The organism is Pseudomonas sp. USTB-Z (genome assembly GCF_019691255.1).
GTDB classification, from domain to species: Bacteria; Pseudomonadota; Gammaproteobacteria; order Pseudomonadales; family Pseudomonadaceae; genus Aquipseudomonas; species Aquipseudomonas alloputida.
On the sequence record NZ_JAECZP010000013.1, the window covers coordinates 41748 to 57977 of the forward strand.

The 16230-nt window shown below is 64.2% G+C and carries 12 protein-coding genes; 11 read left to right on the forward strand and 1 reads right to left on the reverse strand.

From position 1 onward, the window contains the following. The first annotated feature begins 230 nt into the window (after positions 1-230). The 6 genes from I8746_RS16185 (at position 231) to accC (ending at position 8323) form a co-directional block, all read left to right on the forward strand. Positions 231-1586 (forward strand): diguanylate cyclase, encoded by a 1356-nt coding sequence (locus I8746_RS16185; protein ID WP_014755203.1) that lies wholly within the window; start codon positions 231-233, stop codon positions 1584-1586. 243 nt (positions 1587-1829) lie between these two features. Continuing rightward, entirely contained in the window at positions 1830-3791 is a 1962-nt protein-coding gene (locus I8746_RS16190) for a methyl-accepting chemotaxis protein (protein ID WP_012051085.1), read from the forward strand. Between the two features lie 189 nt (positions 3792-3980). Then, positions 3981-5753, forward strand: a complete 1773-nt coding sequence (locus I8746_RS16195) for a protein-disulfide reductase DsbD (protein ID WP_221100832.1) — start codon at positions 3981-3983, stop codon at positions 5751-5753. A gap of 179 nt (positions 5754-5932) precedes the next feature. Then, positions 5933-6388 (forward strand): type II 3-dehydroquinate dehydratase, encoded by a 456-nt coding sequence (aroQ, locus tag I8746_RS16200; protein WP_003255330.1) that lies wholly within the window; start codon positions 5933-5935, stop codon positions 6386-6388. A 100-nt stretch (positions 6389-6488) separates the two neighbouring features. Beyond that, the gene (gene accB, locus I8746_RS16205) at positions 6489-6950 is read left to right on the forward strand and encodes an acetyl-CoA carboxylase biotin carboxyl carrier protein (RefSeq protein WP_003255332.1); all 462 of its coding nucleotides are present in this window, start codon (positions 6489-6491) and stop codon (positions 6948-6950) included. A 17-nt stretch (positions 6951-6967) separates the two neighbouring features. Further along, positions 6968-8323 carry an acetyl-CoA carboxylase biotin carboxylase subunit gene (accC, locus tag I8746_RS16210; RefSeq protein WP_003255333.1) on the forward strand — a complete coding sequence of 452 codons (1356 nt, stop codon included), beginning with the start codon at positions 6968-6970 and terminating at the stop codon, positions 8321-8323. A 239-nt stretch (positions 8324-8562) separates the two neighbouring features. On the opposite strand, the gene I8746_RS16215 is transcribed toward accC, so the two are convergent. Then, complete coding sequence (locus tag I8746_RS16215; RefSeq protein WP_003255335.1) at positions 8563-10416, reverse strand: sigma-54-dependent Fis family transcriptional regulator; 1854 nt, start codon at positions 10414-10416, stop codon at positions 8563-8565. Between the two features lie 283 nt (positions 10417-10699). Between I8746_RS16215 and I8746_RS16220 the strand changes: the two genes are divergently transcribed. From I8746_RS16220 to I8746_RS16240, 5 genes are read left to right on the forward strand one after another with little or no spacing between them, the layout of a single operon-like run. Continuing rightward, the gene (locus tag I8746_RS16220) at positions 10700-11755 is read left to right on the forward strand and encodes an ATP-NAD kinase family protein (RefSeq protein ID WP_108191695.1); all 1056 of its coding nucleotides are present in this window, start codon (positions 10700-10702) and stop codon (positions 11753-11755) included. Positions 11756-11777: 22 nt separating this feature from the next. After that, the gene (locus tag I8746_RS16225; RefSeq protein ID WP_003255338.1) at positions 11778-12755 is read left to right on the forward strand and encodes a thiamine pyrophosphate-dependent dehydrogenase E1 component subunit alpha; all 978 of its coding nucleotides are present in this window, start codon (positions 11778-11780) and stop codon (positions 12753-12755) included. Between the two features lie 33 nt (positions 12756-12788). Then, positions 12789-13811 carry an alpha-ketoacid dehydrogenase subunit beta gene (locus tag I8746_RS16230; RefSeq protein ID WP_003255340.1) on the forward strand — a complete coding sequence of 341 codons (1023 nt, stop codon included), beginning with the start codon at positions 12789-12791 and terminating at the stop codon, positions 13809-13811. Next, positions 13808-14914: an acetoin dehydrogenase dihydrolipoyllysine-residue acetyltransferase subunit gene (locus I8746_RS16235; RefSeq protein ID WP_221100833.1), complete on the forward strand. Its 1107-nt coding sequence runs from the start codon at positions 13808-13810 to the stop codon at positions 14912-14914. Before I8746_RS16230 ends, I8746_RS16235 begins: the two co-directional genes overlap by 4 nt. A gap of 52 nt (positions 14915-14966) precedes the next feature. Then, positions 14967-16031, forward strand: coding sequence for a 2,3-butanediol dehydrogenase (locus I8746_RS16240; protein ID WP_223279163.1), 1065 nt, complete (start codon positions 14967-14969; stop codon positions 16029-16031). Positions 16032-16230: the final 199 nt, after the last annotated feature.

Genomic DNA, 16230 nt, shown 5'->3' on the forward strand with positions numbered 1-16230 from the left:
TCACGACGGTTCAGGGGCTTTGACCACAGGCCTGCGCTAGCGTGCCACGGGAAGCCCGAATGGCTGCACTATAAAGCAGACACCACCGTACGCATAAGCGACCATTCAGTCAGCAACTGAATATTCGTTCTGCCCGCTTTGTTGACGCAGGGCACTCACGCACGTGAAAAGAGCTGCTAGCATAGAGCCATCATTGCCCCTGCACATCCCAACCTATAAGTAGCCAGGACATGAGCCAAGCAGTCGAGCCGAGCCCGCAGTGCCCCGTCCAACAGTTGACGCGTAACGGCCTGCGCAAGGACGACCCGCTCGACCCGCTGCTGCTGCCCGTGCGCAAACCGGTGTACATCCTGCTGCAGGACCACGAGCGCGCCCAGCGCCTGGCCCAGCAACTGGAATTCTTTGGTCTGGTGGTGCAAGCGTTGCCCAGCGCCGCAGCGTTTCTCGCCTCGATCAGCGAGTACCCGCCTTCGGCCATCATCATGGATGTCGACTTCACCGGCGCCGGCCTGGGCTTGCTGCTGGCTGCTCGGGTGCAGCAGGGCCTGGCACGCGCCATTCCGTTGCTGTTCTTCAGCCATCACGAAGCCGACACCCCGACCCGTCTGGCTGCGGTACGCGCCGGTGGCCAGGACTTTCTCACCGGCAGCCTGGAAGCTTCCAGCTTGCTGGAAAAGGTCGAACTGCTGACCAACGCCACCCCGCACGACCCGCTGCGCGTGCTGATCATCGACGATTCGCGCACCCAGGCCCTGTACACCGAGCGTGTACTGGCCGGCGCCGGCATGCTCACCCGCAGCCTGACCGACCCGATCCGCACCATGGCCGAGCTTGCCGACTTCCAGCCCGACCTGATCATCCTCGACCTGTACATGCCGGCCTGCACCGGCCCGGAGCTGGCCAAGGTAATCCGCCACAGTGACCGTTATGTGAGCGTGCCGATCATCTACCTGTCTGCCGAGGACGACCTGGACAAGCAACTGGATGCCATGAGCGAAGGCGGTGATGACTTTTTGACCAAGCCGTTTCGCTCACGCCACCTGATCACTACCGTGCGCAACCGCGCCGCCCGCGCCCGCCATTTGAAGGCACGCATGGTCCGCGACAGCCTGACCGGGCTGTACAACCACACCCATATCCTGCAGCTGCTGGAAGACTGCAGCTTCCGCGCCCGCCGTGAGCAGCAGCCGTTGAGCTTTGCCATGCTCGACATCGACCACTTCAAGAAGATCAACGATCGCCACGGCCACCCCATGGGCGACCGCGTGATCAAGAGCCTTGCCCTATTCCTCAAGCAGCGCTTGCGCAAGACCGACTTTATTGGCCGCTACGGTGGCGAAGAGTTTGCCATCGTCATGCCCAATACCGCGCTGGACGCCGCACACAAGGTGCTGGACGAAATTCGCCGGCGCTTTGCCGACATTCTCTACCCGGCGCAGCCGCGGGATTTGCAGTGCACCTTCAGTGCAGGGGTGGTGCAACTGGATGAGGGGCTGGATGCACTGACCATGGCCAGTGCAGCGGACGAGGCGCTGTACCGGGCCAAGCATGCGGGGCGTAATTGCGTCGTTCGTGTAGAGCCCTGAGATTCGCACTCACTGTGCCGGCTTCTTAACAGGCTCGCCCGCTTCCCCAGGCATTTCACATACCTCAAGTCTGGAGGTAAACCTGTGGGAGCGGGCAAGCCCGCGAAGAGGCCAGTGCCAGCCACACCAATAGAGGCACTGTGCCACTTTTTTCTGACACCAAGCCCCTGGCGTCATCACCCCGTCACAAAATCGCAATAACTTCAGGCGCCTACCTCTCACCTGCGCAGGAAATTCGCGGCTATGCGCCTGAAGTGGCTGACCAATTTCAACACCCTATTGCTGGTGACCGTGTGTATCGCCTTGGGCGCCACCCTGTGGTGGTCGCAGCGCGCCCTCGAGCGCCCCTACCAGCTGATGGAGCGCTATCTGGGCCTGTCTCAGCAGTTCCAGAACCAGACGGCGCGCAATATCCAGGCCTACCTGGGCAGCGGCGATGCCCTGCGTCAGGCCGCAGCCATGGAGGCGACCCAGCAGTTGCAGGCCGCACTGACGGATTGGCCCGTAGAGCTGGCCGAGAAGTTGCGCCCCAGCCTGGATAGCCTGCAGGCCTTCACCGCCAACGAACTGCTGGCCGCCGGTAAGCTGGCCGGCGACCCACAAGCCCTGCTGCTGCAAGCCGAGCGGGAGCTGGGGGCGAACTTCGAGCAGATGGCCAGCTATGCCCGCGACAGTGGCAACGCCGAGGCCAATCGCTACTTGCTGCCCTTGCTCGACGCCACCCTGCACCTGGGGCGGCTGTCATTGGCTCGCGACAAGCTGGTCAGCAGCGGCCGCCCGGAGCTGGCCGATGAGGTGGAGCGCGAGCTGCAACTGATCCGCGCCCAGGCCCAAACGGTCGACGGCCTGCCACTGCTCGGCGTAACCCGCACGGCCGAATCCGGTGCCGACGACTTCGCTGCAATGATGGGCCTGGAATCCCGGGCCAGTGCCCAGCAGGAAGACATTGCCGTAGGCCTGAAGCGTGAATTGCAAAGCCTGCTCAACCGCTACCCGGCCGAACTGCAACGCACCCGCGAACAGATCGAGCGCCGCGTCGCGCTGGCCGCCACCACCGGCCAGCGCCTGGAAGCCGTACAACAGGCCATCGCCGCGCTGGAACCCGAAGTGCGCGGCCAGCATGCGAAAATCGCTGCCGAGGTGCGCATCATCCAAGGCCTGATGATCGGCCTGATCCTGCTGATCGCCCTACTGATCGACACGCTGCAACGGCGCTTGGCAGGTACCCTGACCGGACTGGCCCCGGCCCTGTCATGCTGGGCTGAGGGCGACTTCGCCCAAGCCATCGCCCTGGGCAAGACCAACCGCGAACTGCACGACATCCAGGAGTCGCTCAACCGCCTGCGTCAGTACCTGGTGGAGCTGGTCGGCACCATCCGCCATAACGCCGAGCAGGTGGCCGGCAGCAGCCACGCCCTGGCCGGCATGAGCGCTGCGCTGCACGGCGGCGCCGAGCGCCAGGCCGGCGATACCGGGCAGATCCGCGATGCCTTGGGCGAGCTGGAAGCGACCATTCAACAAGTGGCTGGTGATGCCAGCGCAGCCGCCGAGGCCAGCCGCGATGCCGGGCGTGCGGTGGAACAAGGCCAGGCGGTAATCGGCCAAAGCCTGTCGGGCTTGCGTGAGCTGGTCGATGAAGTGCAAGGCAACGCCCGCATGATCGAACAATTGGCGGAAGAGTCGGCCACCATTGGCGGGGTACTGACGGTGATCCGCGCGATTGCCGAGCAGACCAACCTGCTGGCACTGAATGCCGCGATCGAAGCGGCCCGTGCCGGCGAGATGGGCCGTGGCTTTGCCGTGGTCGCCGATGAGGTGCGCTCACTGGCTCAGCGCACCACGGGGGCTACCGGCGAGATCCAGGCGTTGATCGACCGCCTGCAGCAGGCCGCCAGAAGTTCGGTGGCGGGGATGCGCGCGCAACTGGAACATGCCGAGGCCACGGCCAACCAAGCCCAGGCGGCGGATGGGGCACTGGATGAGATTGTCTGTGCCATTCGCACCATTGCCGATACGGCGGTGCGGATTGCCGATGTCACGGCGCAGCAGAGTGGCGCGGTGAGCGAGATTCGTGACCACAGCGAGCGGATTCACGCGTTGGGTGAAGACAACCTGCAGCGCATTGGCGAGGGGCGTGAACAGGGCGAACAGCTGCTGAGCCTGGGCGGTGAGCTGAACCGGGCCGTGCGAGCATTCAGGGTCTGAGTCAGCGCGGTGGTCGCCAGGACAGGTGTAGCAGTTGGGTGGTGTTTGACGGGACATGTGCTGCGCCTGGGAGATCGAGCGCCGCCCGCGCGGCGCTTCGCGGGTAAACCCGCTCCTGCGTTTGTTTCGGGCCAATTATTCCTGCGCATCCGTTATCATGCCGAGCACGTTCCACCTCGCGAGTCCGCCATGCGTCGCCTGTTTTTCATGCTGTTCCTGCTGCTGGCCAGCCCTGCCTTCGCCGCAGGCCTGCTCGACAACCGCCCAAGCGCCACCCTTGGCGCCGCTTCGCTGGCCAACAACGCCGACTTTCTGCCGGTACACGAGGCCTTCAAGCTCAACCTGGTCCAGGCCGATGCGCAAACCATCAAGCTGCGCTTCGTCGCCACCGATGGCTACTACCTCTACCGCCACCGCTTCCAGTTCCACACGGAACCGGCCGACATCACCCTGGGCACGCCGAACATCCCCAAGGGTGAGGCCAAGCACGATGAATTCTTCGGCGACGTCGAGGTGTACCACGGCGTGCTCGATATCGAGTTGCCACGCAAAGACCCACGCGCCTTCACCCTGCTGGTGGGCTACCAGGGTTGCGCCGACAAGGGCCTGTGCTACCCGCCGGAAACCGCACGCCTGAGTATCGATGGCGAGGGCGTTGCAAACACGCCAGCCACCCGCGAACACGGCTGGAACTGGAAGTCGCTGCTGCTGTTCTTCCTCGCTGGGGTCGGCCTGACCTTCACCCCCTGCGTCCTGCCAATGTTACCGATCCTTTCCGGTGTGGTGCTGCGCGGCCAGGTTGGTGGCGTGCGCGGCCTGGCGCTGTCGCTGGCCTACGTGCTGCCAATGGCCGCCAGCTTCGCGGTGCTCGGCGCACTGATGGGCCTGTTCGGCGCAAGCCTGAACCTGCAGGCGCGCCTGCAGTCGGCCTGGGTGCTGGTACCTTTCGCGCTGTTTTTCGTGGTGTTCGCCCTGGCCATGTTCGGCCTCTTCGAACTGAGGCTGCCCCAGGCCCTGAGCAACCGCCTGAACAACGTCGCCAACCACACCCGCGGCGGCTCGCTGCTGGGTGCAGCAGTGCTCGGTGTACTCTCCAGCTTGCTGGTTTCTCCATGTGTATCGGCCCCCCTGGCCGGTGCCTTGCTCTATATCAGCGCCAGCGGCGATGCCCTGGGTGGCGCGCTCAAGCTGTTCACCCTGGGCTTGGGCATGGGTGCGCCACTGCTGCTGGTGGCCACCGGTGGCGCGGCCTGGCTGCCCAAAAGCGGCCCATGGATGAACACGGTGAAAAACGCCATTGGCGTACTGCTGCTGGGGCTGGCCATCGGTTTGCTCAGCCGTGTACTGCCAGGCCCTGTGACCTTGCTGCTGGTCGGTTTCCTCGCCGCGGGTGTGGCACTGTTCCTCGGCGCGCTGGAATTCGTCGTCAAGACGGCGGCCCAGCGCCTGGCGCAACTGCTCGGCCTGGCCTTGCTGGTGTACGCGCTGGCTTGCTGGTACGGCGCACTCACTGGCCAGGGCGACCCACTGCGCCCACTGCCGGGGGCGTCACTGGCCGCCAGCGGCAGCCTCCCGACGGCAAAAGCCGATGCCTGGCAGACCATCACCACACCTGATGCTCTGGACGCAGCCCTGGCGCAAGCCCAGGCCGCCGGCCAGCCAGTGCTGCTGGACTGGTACGCCGACTGGTGCATCAGCTGCAAGGTGATCGAGCATGAGGTGCTCAATGCACCGCAAGTGCAAACACAGCTGGCCGGCTTCAAACTGCTACGTTTCGACATCACCGACAGTAATGCCGAGCAACGCACGCTGCTCGACCGCTACCAGCTGTTCGGCCCCCCCGCCCTGCTGTTTTTTGCTGCGAACGGCGGCGAAATTACCGCTGATCGGGTGATTGGCGAGATAAATGCCGGTGAATTTGCGCAGATTCTGACGCGCGTGCGCGGCAAAGTCGGTCTATAACTTCCCGCGAGCCGGGAAAAATCCTGAAATGAGTGACCGGATTTAATTATTCGGTCACATACTTCGCGCGAACCTCGGACATCGTGCTGGCTATTGCCGGGAACTGGACACTTGCCGTTGCTTTACGGCACACTCGCCGCGCTGTGTCGAATTGCCCTACAAATCCAAGGAATCCGCAGATGGCAACGCTACTGGTGCTCCACGGCCCCAACCTCAACCTGCTCGGTACTCGCGAGCCAGGCCACTACGGCGCCGTGACCCTGGCTCAGATCAACCAGGACCTGGAGCAACGCGCCCGCGCCGCAGGCCACCATCTGCAGTACCTGCAGAGCAATGCCGAATACGAACTGATCGACCGCATTCACGCCGCACGCAACGAGGGTGTGGACTTCATCCTGATCAATCCGGCTGCTTTCACCCACACAAGCGTCGCATTACGTGACGCATTGCTTGCGGTGAGCATCCCATTCATCGAAGTGCACCTGTCCAACGTGCACAAACGCGAACCGTTCCGTCACCACTCCTACTTTTCCGATGTTGCCGTAGGGGTGATCTGCGGTCTGGGCGCCAGCGGTTATCGCCTGGCCCTGGAGTCCGCGCTGGAACAACTGGCTGCCAACGCACAGCCCAAATGATGAAAACCCTGGCCTAAGTGGGCCGGGGTTCGAGAGAAACGTTTCAGATACGTTTTTTTGTATTTCGCCCCCTGACCGAACCTTTGGGAGTTGATGATTAATGGATATCCGTAAAGTCAAGAAACTGATCGAGCTGCTGGAAGAGTCTGGCATCGACGAACTGGAGATCAAGGAAGGCGAAGAGTCGGTCCGTATCAGCCGTCACAGCAAGACCCCAGCTGCCCAGCAGTTCTACGCACCGGCGCCTATGGCCGCCGCCCCTGCCGCTGCGCCGGTTGCCGCTGCTGCGCCAGCCGCCGAAGCCACTGCTGCCGCCCCGGCCCTGAAAGGCACCGTGATCCGTTCGCCAATGGTAGGTACCTTCTACCGCAAGCCTTCGCCGACCTCGCCTAACTTCGCTGAAGTTGGCCAGTCCGTGAAGAAAGGCGACACCCTGTGCATCGTCGAAGCCATGAAGATGATGAACCACATCGAAGCCGATGTTGGCGGTGTCATCGACGCCATCCTGGTAGAAGACGGCCAGCCGGTTGAGTTCGACCAGCCGCTGTTCACCATCGTTTGAATCGCGGAGAGCCAACGATGTCTGGGAAGCTCGAAAAAGTCCTGATCGCCAACCGCGGGGAAATTGCCCTGCGGATCCTGCGTGCCTGCAAAGAGCTGGGTATCAAGACCGTCGCCGTGCACTCCACTGCCGACCGTGAACTGATGCACCTGGGCCTGGCAGACGAGTCGGTCTGCATCGGCCCTGCATCGTCGAAGGATTCCTACCTGCACATCCCGGCGATCATCGCTGCCGCCGAAGTGACTGGCGCCACCGCGATTCACCCGGGTTACGGCTTCTTGGCTGAAAACGCCGATTTCGCCGAGCAGGTGGAAAAATCCGGTTTCGCCTTCATCGGCCCGAAAGCCGACACCATTCGCCTGATGGGCGACAAGGTTTCGGCCAAGGACGCGATGATCAAGTCGGGCGTACCGACCGTACCGGGCTCCGATGGCCCACTGCCGGAAGATGAAGAAGTCGCCCTGGCGATTGCCCGTGACGTCGGCTATCCGGTGATCATCAAGGCCGCCGGTGGCGGTGGTGGTCGCGGCATGCGCGTGGTGCACAAGGAAGAGGACCTGATTTCCTCGGCCAAGCTCACCCGTACCGAAGCCGGTGCTGCCTTCGGCAACCCGATGGTTTACCTGGAGAAGTTCCTGACCAACCCACGTCACGTGGAAGTGCAGGTACTGTCCGACGGCCAGGGCAACGCCATTCACCTGGGCGACCGTGACTGCTCGCTGCAGCGCCGTCACCAGAAGGTCCTGGAAGAAGCACCAGCCCCGGGCATCGATGAGAAAGCCCGCCAGGAAGTGTTCAAACGCTGCGTCGATGCGTGCATCGAGATCGGCTACCGTGGTGCTGGTACTTTCGAGTTCCTGTACGAAAACGGCCGCTTCTACTTCATCGAGATGAACACCCGCGTGCAGGTTGAGCACCCGGTGTCGGAGATGGTCACTGGTATCGACATCGTCAAGGAGATGCTGAGCATCGCCGCTGGCAACAAGCTGTCGTTCCGCCAGGAAGACGTAGTGATCCGCGGCCACTCGCTGGAGTGCCGGATCAACGCCGAAGACCCGAAGAAGTTCATCCCGAGCCCAGGCAAGGTGAAGCACTTCCACGCCCCGGGCGGCAACGGCGTACGCGTCGATTCGCACCTGTACAGCGGTTATTCGGTTCCGCCGAACTACGACTCGCTGATCGGCAAGCTGATCACCTACGGCAAGGACCGCGACGAAGCCATGGCGCGCATGCGCAATGCCCTGGACGAGATCGTCGTCGACGGCATCAAGACCAACATCCCGCTGCACCGCGACCTGGTGCGTGATGAAGGCTTCTGCAAAGGCGGCGTCAACATTCACTACCTCGAGCACAAACTGGCCAACCAGGAGTGATCGTGTAGTGTGATGTACCAGAACCCCGGCCCTGTGCCGGGGTTTTTTATTGCCTGCCTGAAGCTGGGCCGCGTTGCGGCCCTATCGCGACACAAGGCCGCTCCCACAGGGATCGCGCCAGCTTTTAGAAATTGAGCAAGACAGCTGCTCCCACAGGTTGCGCGCATGCCTCAGGACTGACGCCGTCCTTGTGGGAGCGGCCTTGCGTCGCGAAAGGGGCGCAGCGCGCCCCCAGGGCTCTACCCCTTCATCCGCGGCATGTCGATGCGATGCTCATGCACTCGCCGATAAAGCGTCGCCCGCGAAATACCCAAAGCCCGCGCCGCATCAGCCGGCTTCCAGCGATGGCGAATCAGCGCGTCCAGCAACAGCTGCCGTGCCGGGCACGACACCCCGCTTTCAGCCGAGCCAACTGCTTCACCGCGCACCTCCTGCGGCAGATCCTGAAGCCGTACCTGCCCGCCTTCACTCACCGCACAGGCATACCGCAACACCTGCCGCAGTTGGCGCAAATTGCCCGGCCAGCGATAAACCAGCAGCGCCTGCAGCGCGTCATCCGCCAACACCACCTCCACCCCGCAGGCCGCAGCCTCTTCGGCCAGCAACTGGTGAATCAGCCCCAGCCGGTCATCACGCTCACGCAAGGGGGGTAGCTCAAAGCGGGCATTGGCCAGGCGGAAGTACAAGTCTTCACGAAATCGCCCGTCCTCCACCATCGCCGCCAGATCGCGATGGGTCGCACAGATCACCTGAATATCCACCCGCTCCCGCCGCGCCGCCCCCAGCGGCGCCACCTCGCCCTCCGCCAGCACCCGCAGCAGGCGGGTTTGCAGGTTCAGCGGCATGTCCCCGATCTCGTCGAGGAACAGCGTGCCGCCATCGGCCTGCTGCAACAGCCCTTGCATGCCTTTGCTGGAAGCCCCGGTGAAGGCCCCGGCCACATAGCCGAACAACTCGCTCTCGATCAAGGTTTCCGGAATGGCCGCGCAGTTCAGGGTAACGAACGGGCCATCACAGCGCTGGCTTTGCTGGTGCAGCTGGCGGGCGAATACCTCCTTGCCGGCCCCGGTCTCACCCAGTACCAGCACCGCCAGGTTGCAGTCCTTGACCCGCGTGGCCAACCGCAGGTGTTGCTCGATACGGGTGTCCTGGGCCTGGCGCAAAGGCTGCGCACGCTGGCGTTGCTGCGGTGCGCTGACCCGGCCATACAAACCGCCCAGACCAGGCAGGCGCTGGGCGGACGACGCGCTCACCCGGCGCAGTTGGTCGATGTCGAACAGTTCGCCAATATGCTCAGGCAAGCGCCCCAGGCGCTCCACCAGCCGTTGCCGCGCCAGGCTGTTGATTGCCTGCAAACGGCCATCGGCATCCCAGGCCAGCAGGTAATCGGGTTGGCTCTCCACATAGCCCGGCGTGCCATGCGCGCGCATCACCCAGTGGCCCTGGGCGCTGTGCATGAAGAAAGCGTTTTCGATCTCGCGGGCGGTCTGCTCGACCAGTTGGCGGATCAGGTGCTGGCTGCGCCGATCGTCCGGCGACTGCAAGGCCGACACATCGACCACGCCCAGCAGCTCGCCCAATGGGTCGAACACCGGCGCCGCTGTGCAGGTCAGGCCGATGAAGGCGGCGCGAAAGTGATCGCGCTTGTGCACCGTGACCGGGGCCTTGCTGGTCAGCACCGCCGCCACACCGCATGTGCCCTCCTCGCCCTCCGACCAGCAGGTCCCCAGATACAGCCCGGCCTTGCGACAGTCGTTGCGGATGGCCGACTCGACCCGGTAATCGATGGTGCGCCCCTGGGCATCGGTAAGCAGCACGCAGTAGTCAGCGCCGCGCACCCGTTCGTGCAAGCGCGCCACGGCATCGCTGGCGATGCGCAGGAACAGCTCGGCGCGTTCGCGGCATTCGTTGAGCAGGCTTTGGGAAAGGATACGCGGCCCCTGCTGGGAACCGGGGTCGAGGCGGTACACATCCATGGAGCGGCGCCATGAATCGAGGATCAGCGGTGGTACCGGCGCCTGCGGCAGGCGGTCGGCATTCTTCAACACCCTGCTGACGCAGTCCACATGGGCTCGGGAGTTCGCGGCAAGCATTCAGGCCCTCCGGTTCTCGTTACTGTTTTTATCGTTGTCCGGCCATTAAGCGCCTCTGGGCATGCCCCGACAAGCACTGTGTGATTACCGGCTGGCTTGAGACGCAGCGTCTCAGCGTCTCGGCAACACCGGCCCGGCGCTGGCACCCGGCGTCTCGCCGCCACACCCGTGAAGACCTGCCCGAACACGACCAGAACCCTCTAGCCCGGCCACTTCAGCCATCGCGAAGAAAGCTGGCACCCCGCTTGCTCCTCCCCTTGCAAACAAAAATATGAGGTGCGCCATGCCGCTACCCGCCCCGATTGTCGGGATCATTGCCAACCCTGCCTCTGGCCGCGACCTGCGCCGCCTGACCGCCAATGCCGGGCTCTATTCGAGCACCGACAAGGCCTCGGCTATCCAGCGCCTGCTGGCCGCTTTCGGCGCCACCGGCATTGGCCAGGTGTTGTTGCCCAGCGACATGACCGGCATCGCTGCTGCAGTGCTCAAGGCCAGCCAGGGCCCAGGGGCCCGTGACCAGCACTGGCCGGCCATCGAGATCCTCGACCTGCCACTGAGCCAGACCGTGGCCGATACCCGCCTGGCTACCCGGCGCATGGTCGAGCGCGGCGTGGCGATGATCGCCGTGCTGGGCGGTGATGGCACCCACAAGGCGGTCGCCGCCGAGGCCGGTGACGTGCCGCTGCTGACCCTGTCCACCGGCACCAACAACGCCTTCCCCGAACTTCGTGAAGCCACCAGCGCGGGCCTGGCCGGTGGCCTGCTTGCCAGTGGCCGGGTACCGGCCAGCATCGGCTTGCGCCGCAACAAACGCTTACTGGTGAACGTGCCTGAACAACAGCTGGCCGAATGGGCCTTGGTCGAGGTGGCCGTGTCGCCGCAGCGCTTCATCGGTGCCCGTGCGCTCAGCCGCAGCGAGGACCTCTGCGAAGTCTTCGCCTGCTTCGCCGAACCCCACGCCATCGGCCTGTCGGCCCTGTGCGGTCTGTGGTGCCCGGTGTCACGGCAAGACCCGCACGGCGCCTGGGTACGCCTGGCCCCCGACGCCGAACAGGCGCTGTTGGCGCCGTTGGCGCCCGGGCTGCTGCAAGCCTGCGGCATCACTGCCTGCGGTCCGCTGACACCCGGCGTCGCCCAGCGCCTGAGCCTGGCCAGCGGCACCCTGGCCCTGGACGGCGAACGCGAAATCGAATTTGCCGAGCATGACACCCCCACCATCACCCTCGACCACCAAGGCCCACTCAGTGTGGACGTCGAAGCCGTGCTGGCGCATGCCGCCCGCCACCACCTGCTGGCCGTCCCGCGCGGCCACCGGTTGCACCCTGCAAACCCGTGTTGAGACAACCCCGGAGAACAACAAGATGTCCAATCAACTCAGTACTGATCAACTGCTGCATGCCTATGAAGTCATGCGGACCATCCGCGCCTTCGAAGAACGCCTGCATGTGGAGTTCGCCACCGGCGAAATTCCCGGCTTCGTCCACCTGTATGCCGGCGAGGAAGCCTCTGCAGCCGGGGTCATGGCCCACCTGCGCGACAGCGACTGCATTGCCTCGACCCACCGCGGCCATGGCCACTGCATCGCCAAAGGCGTGGACGTGTACGGCATGATGGCCGAGATCTACGGCAAGAAAACCGGCGTGTGCGGCGGCAAGGGCGGCTCGATGCACATTGCCGACCTGGAAAAAGGCATGCTCGGTGCCAACGGTATCGTGGGCGCCGGCGCACCACTGGTGGCCGGGGCGGCGCTGGCGGCCAAGCTCAAGGGCCGCGATGACGTGTCGGTAGCCTTCTTCGGCGATGGGGCATCCAACGAGGGCGCCGTGTTCGAGGCCATGAACATGGCGTCGATCATGAACCTGCCCTGCATCTTCGTGGCCGAGAACAACGGCTACGCCGAGGCCACTGCCTCCAACTGGTCCGTAGCCTGCGACCACATTGCCGACCGCGCTGCCGGCTTCGGCATGCCAGGCGTCACCATCGACGGCTTTGACTTCTTTGCCGTCTACGAGGCCGCCGGCGCTGCCATCGAGCGCGCCCGCTCCGGGCAAGGGCCGTCGCTGATCGAGGTCAAGCTCAGCCGTTACTACGGCCATTTCGAAGGCGATGCGCAAACCTACCGCGCCCCTGATGAAGTGAAGAACCTGCGCGAATCCCGCGACTGCCTCATGCAATTTCGCAACAAGACCACCCGCGCCGGCCTGCTCACGGCCGAGCAACTGGACGCCATCGACGCCCGCGTCGAGGACCTGATCGAAGACGCCGTACGCCGCGCCAAATCCGATCCCAAGCCACAGCCCGCCGACCTGCTCACCGACGTCTACGTCGCCTACCCCTGAGCCGCGGATTACAAGAACAACAGGAGAACCACCATGGCAAGAAAGATCAGCTACCAGCAGGCCATCAACGAAGCCCTGGCCCAGGAAATGCGTCGCGACAGCACAGTGTTCATCATTGGCGAAGACGTCGCCGGTGGCGCCGGTGCGCCCGGCGAGGATGACGCCTGGGGTGGCGTGTTGGGCGTGACCAAAGGCCTGTATCACCAATTCCCCGGCCGCGTGCTTGACGCGCCGCTGTCGGAAATCGGCTACGTCGGCGCGGCCGTCGGTGCCGCCACCCAGGGCCTGCGCCCAGTGTGCGAACTGATGTTCGTCGACTTCGCCGGCTGCTGCCTGGACCAGATCCTCAACCAGGCCGCCAAGTTCCGCTACATGTTCGGCGGCAAGGCCGTGACCCCGCTGGTGATGCGCACCATGTATGGCGCCGGCCTGCGTGCGGCAGCCCAGCACTCGCAGATGCTCACTTCGCTATGGACGCACATCCCCGGTCTGAAGGTGGTGTGCCCATCCTCGCCTTACGATGCCAAGGGCCTGTTGATCCAGGCGATCCGCGACAACGACCCGGTGATCTTCTGCGAACACAAACTGCTGTACAGCATGCAGGGCGAGGTGCCGGAAGAGGTGTACACCGTACCGTTCGGCGAAGCCAACTTCTTGCGCGATGGCGACGACGTGACCCTCGTTACCTACGGGCGCATGGTGCATGTGGCGCTGGAGGCGGCCAACAACCTGGCCCGCCAGGGCATCGACTGCGAGGTACTGGACTTGCGCACTACCAGCCCGCTGGACGAGGACAGCATTCTGGAAAGTGTGGAGAAGACTGGCCGCCTGGTGGTGATCGATGAAGCCAACCCGCGCTGCTCGATGGCCACCGACATCAGCGCGCTGGTGGCACAGAAGGCTTTTGCCGCACTCAAGGGGCCGATCGAAATGGTCACCGCGCCACATACCCCGGTGCCGTTCTCCGACGCCCTGGAAGACCTGTACATCCCTGACGCGGCGAAGATCGAAGCCGCCGTGCGCAAGGTAATCGAAGCCGCAAGGAGTGCCGCATGAGCCAGATCCATACCCTGACCATGCCCAAGTGGGGCCTGTCGATGACCGAGGGCCGGGTGGACACCTGGCTCAAGCAGGAGGGTGACGAAATCAGCAAGGGCGACGAAGTGCTGGACGTCGAGACCGACAAGATCAGCAGCAGCGTCGAAGCGCCGTTCAGCGGCGTGCTGCGCCGCCAGGTGGCCAAGCCGGATGAAACCCTGCCCGTCGGCGCGCTGCTGGCGGTGGTGGTCGAAGGCGAAGCAGAAGAGGCCGAGATCGATGCCGTGGTACAGCGCTTCCAGGCCGAGTTCGTCGCCGAAGGCGGCGCCGACCAGAGCCAAGGGCCGGCCCCTCAGAAGGCGGAAGTCGGCGGGCGCCTGCTGCGCTGGTTCGAGCTGGGTGAAGGCGGCACACCGCTGGTGCTGGTGCACGGGTTTGGCGGTGACCTCAACAACTGGCTGTTCAACCACCCGGCGCTGGCTGCCGAGCGGCGGGTCATCGCCCTCGACCTGCCGGGCCACGGCGAGTCGGCCAAGGCCCTGCAGCGGGGCGACCTGGATGAGTTGAGCGAAACCGTGCTCACCCTGCTCGACCACCTGGACATCGCCAAGGCCCACCTGGCCGGCCATTCCATGGGCGGTGCCGTCAGCCTCAACGTGGCGCGCCTGGCCCCGCAGCGGGTGGCCAGCCTGAGCCTGGTGGCCAGCGCCGGTCTGGGCGAAGCGATCAACGGGCAGTACTTGCAAGGTTTCGTCACCGCGGCCAACCGCAATGCACTCAAACCGCAGATGGTGCAATTGTTTGCCGACCCGGCGCTGGTCACCCGGCAAATGCTGGAGGACATGCTCAAGTTCAAGCGCCTGGAAGGTGTGGACCAGGCCCTGCAGCAGCTGGCAAGGGCGCTCGCCGACGGCGACCGGCAGCGCCACGACTTGCGCGGGGTACTGGGCAATCACCCGGCACTGGTGGTGTGGGGTGGCAAGGATGCGATCATCCCGGCCAGCCATGCCGAGGGCCTGGAGGCCGAAGTACTGGTGCTGCCAGAGGCCGGCCACATGGTGCAGATGGAGGCGGCCGAACAGGTCAACCAGCAACTGCTCGCATTCCTGCGCAAGCACTAAGCCCTTTTCGTGAGCCTGGAGAACAACAATGAATGACCTGAGCCACACCCACATGCGCGCGGCCGTCTGGCATGGCCGCAACGATATTCGTGTCGAACAGGTACCTTTGCCGGCCGACCCAGCGCCGGGCTGGGTGCAGATCAAGGTGGACTGGTGCGGCATCTGCGGCTCCGACCTGCACGAATATGTTGCCGGCCCGGTGTTCATCCCGGTAGAGGCCCCGCACCCGCTGACCGGCATTCAGGGCCAGTGCATCCTCGGCCACGAATTCTGCGGCCACATCGCCAAGCTTGGCGAAGGCGTGGAAGGCTATGCCGTAGGCGACCCGGTGGCGGCAGACGCCTGCCAGCATTGTGGTACCTGCTATTACTGCACCCATGGCCTGTACAACATCTGCGAACGCCTGGCGTTCACCGGCCTGATGAACAACGGTGCCTTCGCCGAGCTGGTCAACGTGCCCGCCAACCTGCTCTACCGGCTGCCGCAGGGCTTCCCTGCCGAAGCCGGGGCACTGATCGAACCGCTGGCGGTGGGTATGCACGCGGTGAAAAAGGCCGGCAGCCTGCTTGGGCAAACCGTTGTAGTAGTGGGGGCCGGCACCATCGGCCTTTGCACCATCATGTGTGCCAAAGCCGCGGGCGCAGCGCAGGTTATCGCCCTGGAAATGTCCTCAGCACGCAAAGCCAAGGCCAAAGAGGTAGGCGCCAACGTGGTGCTGGACCCCAGCCAGTGCGATGCCCTGGCGGAAATCCGCGCACTGACTGCAGGGCTGGGCGCCGATGTGAGCTTTGAGTGCATTGGCAACAAACATACGGCCAAGCTGGCCATCGACACCATCCGCAAGGCGGGCAAATGCGTGCTGGTGGGTATTTTCGAAGAGCCCAGCGAGTTCAACTTCTTCGAACTGGTGTCCACCGAGAAGCAGGTGCTGGGGGCGTTGGCGTACAACGGCGAGTTTGCTGACGTGATTGCCTTCATTGCTGATGGTCGGCTGGATATTCGCCCGCTGGTAACCGGCCGGATCGGATTGGAGCAGATTGTCGAGCTGGGCTTCGAGGAACTGGTGAACAACAAAGAGGAGAACGTGAAGATCATCGTTTCACCAGGTGTGCGCTGATTGCACCTTGAAGGCAACGTGGCACCTGTGGGAGCGGGCGGGCCCGCGAAGAAGCAACACGGTCGAGGGCACCGGCTTCGCCGGTGTTCGCGGCTGAAGCCGCTCCTACAGGGCACGCGCAAGGTTCCAAGGCTGTGCGCCGACACAGGGGCTCGCTGTCTCAGGATCCCATTCTGCGTCATACTCGGCAGACCTATTG

What these genes read in the sequence shown, in the direction of transcription:
- I8746_RS16185 (WP_014755203.1), top strand. Translation starts at nt 231, where the DNA reads ATGAGCCAAGCAGTCGAGCCGAGCCCGCAGTGCCCCGTCCAACAGTTG.
- I8746_RS16190 (WP_012051085.1), top strand. Translation starts at nt 1,830, where the DNA reads ATGCGCCTGAAGTGGCTGACCAATTTCAACACCCTATTGCTGGTGACC.
- I8746_RS16195 (WP_221100832.1), top strand. Translation starts at nt 3,981, where the DNA reads ATGCGTCGCCTGTTTTTCATGCTGTTCCTGCTGCTGGCCAGCCCTGCC.
- aroQ (WP_003255330.1), top strand. Translation starts at nt 5,933, where the DNA reads ATGGCAACGCTACTGGTGCTCCACGGCCCCAACCTCAACCTGCTCGGT.
- accB (WP_003255332.1), top strand. Translation starts at nt 6,489, where the DNA reads ATGGATATCCGTAAAGTCAAGAAACTGATCGAGCTGCTGGAAGAGTCT.
- accC (WP_003255333.1), top strand. Translation starts at nt 6,968, where the DNA reads ATGTCTGGGAAGCTCGAAAAAGTCCTGATCGCCAACCGCGGGGAAATT.
- I8746_RS16215 (WP_003255335.1), bottom strand. Translation starts at nt 10,416, where the DNA reads ATGCTTGCCGCGAACTCCCGAGCCCATGTGGACTGCGTCAGCAGGGTG.
- I8746_RS16220 (WP_108191695.1), top strand. Translation starts at nt 10,700, where the DNA reads ATGCCGCTACCCGCCCCGATTGTCGGGATCATTGCCAACCCTGCCTCT.
- I8746_RS16225 (WP_003255338.1), top strand. Translation starts at nt 11,778, where the DNA reads ATGTCCAATCAACTCAGTACTGATCAACTGCTGCATGCCTATGAAGTC.
- I8746_RS16230 (WP_003255340.1), top strand. Translation starts at nt 12,789, where the DNA reads ATGGCAAGAAAGATCAGCTACCAGCAGGCCATCAACGAAGCCCTGGCC.
- I8746_RS16235 (WP_221100833.1), top strand. Translation starts at nt 13,808, where the DNA reads ATGAGCCAGATCCATACCCTGACCATGCCCAAGTGGGGCCTGTCGATG.
- I8746_RS16240 (WP_223279163.1), top strand. Translation starts at nt 14,967, where the DNA reads ATGCGCGCGGCCGTCTGGCATGGCCGCAACGATATTCGTGTCGAACAG.